Origin of the sequence: uncultured Methanobrevibacter sp. (genome assembly GCF_902764455.1) — an archaeon.
GTDB lineage: Archaea > Methanobacteriota > Methanobacteria > Methanobacteriales > Methanobacteriaceae > Methanocatella.
Genome location: NZ_CACWVY010000077.1, coordinates 1 through 2653, shown reverse-complemented (window position 1 = coordinate 2653; position 2653 = coordinate 1). Strand labels below are relative to the sequence as shown.

The 2653-nt window shown below is 28.6% G+C and carries 1 protein-coding gene; it reads right to left on the bottom strand.

The genetic code is table 11. From position 1 onward, the window contains the following. Window positions 1-2116: hypothetical protein (locus tag QZU75_RS12610; RefSeq protein WP_296884181.1), on the bottom strand; the 2116-nt coding region annotated here is incomplete at its 3' end. Window positions 2117-2653: the final 537 nt, after the last annotated feature.

The window sequence follows — 2653 nt, the reverse complement described above, 5'->3', positions numbered from 1 at the left end:
ATCCTACAAGTCCACCTAATGCACCACCTAATGCACCAGCTATAGCTGATCCACCAATTAAATATGCACATGTTAGTGCCCTATTATAATTAATATCATAATGGCCTGAAATAATATAACCTGCAGTACCACTACCTATACCAGCACCTAACACTGTTCCCACAACCATTCCTATAACTGGATTAGCAGTTATAATTCCAGCAAAAAAACCAACAACAAATGAAGCAGCATAAGAAGCTATTGTTAACCAAAATGATTTTGTACTTGACATACTTTCAGCAATATAAACAATATCTGTGTTACTTGTGATATTTTTACCATTAATCACTACAATACCACCATCACCAACACAGACATTATTACCTTCTCCATATGCAATATTTCCTACAAATGTACAGTTGTCTAGGGATAAGTATCCTTGGTTAAAGATTGCACCACCATTTTTTGCATAATTATTTGTGAAAGTACAGTTATTACAAACTACTACACCAGTATTTAAAATTCCTGCACCCCAGTCTCTATCAATCAAGTAATCCATACGATTATAGTCAAAGTTAACATTATTGAAATAACAAGTACCCTGTAAACATTCAACAGCAGTGTTAAATCCTTGAATAGTTAAGTCATTTACAACAATTATTTTATCAGAAGCATCCATCTCAAGCCATTTTTTCTCATCACGATCTTCAGCTCCACCCATGATTCTTGAATCATTACCCATGATTGTTATAACATCAAATCCTTTATCTTTTGGATTAAAAGTAGTAGCAGAATTAATTGTTAAACTATCTTTGAAAACAATTTTTAAACCATTATTTAAAGTTGTTAACTTCTTATTAGATGTTATATCATTTTCACCGTCTTCGTTAAACCATAATCCCGGTGAATTATATTGATTTAACTTTTCATAGTCTTCAGCATTAGAAACATATGTGATAAGAATTTGTGAAATACTATATTCGTAGTTTTCATTAAATATTTCTGGAAATACTTGGTTTAAATCTGTAATATTAGATTTAATATGAATTGATTTAAGATAATCTAAAGCATAATTTGATGCTGATACTTCATCATAACCAAATATATTGAATGTAAAATCACCAGTCATATTATTATATAAGGAATTATATTTGAAATAATCATTATTGTTTGTAACGCCTGTAACTATAGCTTTGAATATGAAAGGTACTATATTCATAGTATAAGCGTGGTGTGTAGATATATTTCCATATGCATAATCAGTGTGGCTATAGTAGAGATAATCTACATCAATATTAGATATAGAACCATCAACAATATAACATAAACCACCAATAGTATCATTTATAAAACTAAGGTTTTTTCTGTTACGATCTGCATAGATTACATCTGATAAAAGTGAAGTTGAATTGTAAAATTGACAATTGGATATTGTATTGTTTATACCTCCAATATATATTGCACCACCAACTCCCGTTGCAGTGCTATTTTCAAATGAACAGTTATCTATTTTACCATTGTTTCCAGTCCATGATATAGTCCCGCCATTTACTGCACGGTTATTATAAAATTCACAATTTTGTATTGTTCCACTGTTTCCTTCCCAACTTATTGGACTTGGGATTTTTCTATATTCAGTGTGTTTAATATTTGGGCCATGTATACTACTAGGTATACTGTTTATAAATTTTAAGTTCTTAATTACTACATTATTTCCCAATACATTAAATATTGCGAAATTATCTAATCCACCAGCATCAATAGTATGACCATTACCATTAATTATAATATTATCCTGATTAATTACAATTACACGACTATCCAAGAATGGTACACCGTCTGCATCAAATTCATAATCTCTTATAAAATCAAAAGTATCACCAGAATTGATATTCTGAATGTCATCATTTAAATCATCATATGAACCAGGTGTGGTATTTCCACCAAGGGTACCCAGCATGTTTGTATTATCAATATTATCATTTTCATCAATAGTGACCTGTACAGTCGGATTATCAACTTGAACATTATCACTATTCTCATTTACAGTATCGTTTATATCGTCACTTGCAAAAGTACAAGAAACACTAGCTAAAATAAGAAATATATTTAACAATATTAGATATGATTTTTTCATTTTTTTGTCAACTCCAAATAAAGTAGTTTATAGTTTATTAAAATAAAAATTATTTTTATATAAACTTAGTTCTACATAATGTAATTTATTTATTACTAATGTAATATGTTTTTGTCATATATAAACATTTTCGCATGCAAGTACTTGCTTGCATGATTATACGTGCTTAAAAATGCCTAATCAAAAAAGAAAGATATCATCAGGTTGAAAAATTAATTTATACTTTTCTCCTTTATTTAATTCCTAGAAACTTAAGTTTTTCTCATTTTCCAGCAGTGATTTTTTTAGTCCAAATGATTTGGGCTTCTTTAAGAGCATTATAATGATTATTATACGAATTATTAATTATGCGTATAAACGGCCATTATAGCCAGAATAGGATAATTCAATAAAGAATAATATTTCTATACCCACTAAAACTAATAAATGAGAATGCATAGAGTGTTGGCAGAAATTATTGAGATTTAAATTTTATTCAATTTTTAACCTATTTTTTCTATTTTTATTAAATTTTGTTCAATTTTAATTTGTGCAAAT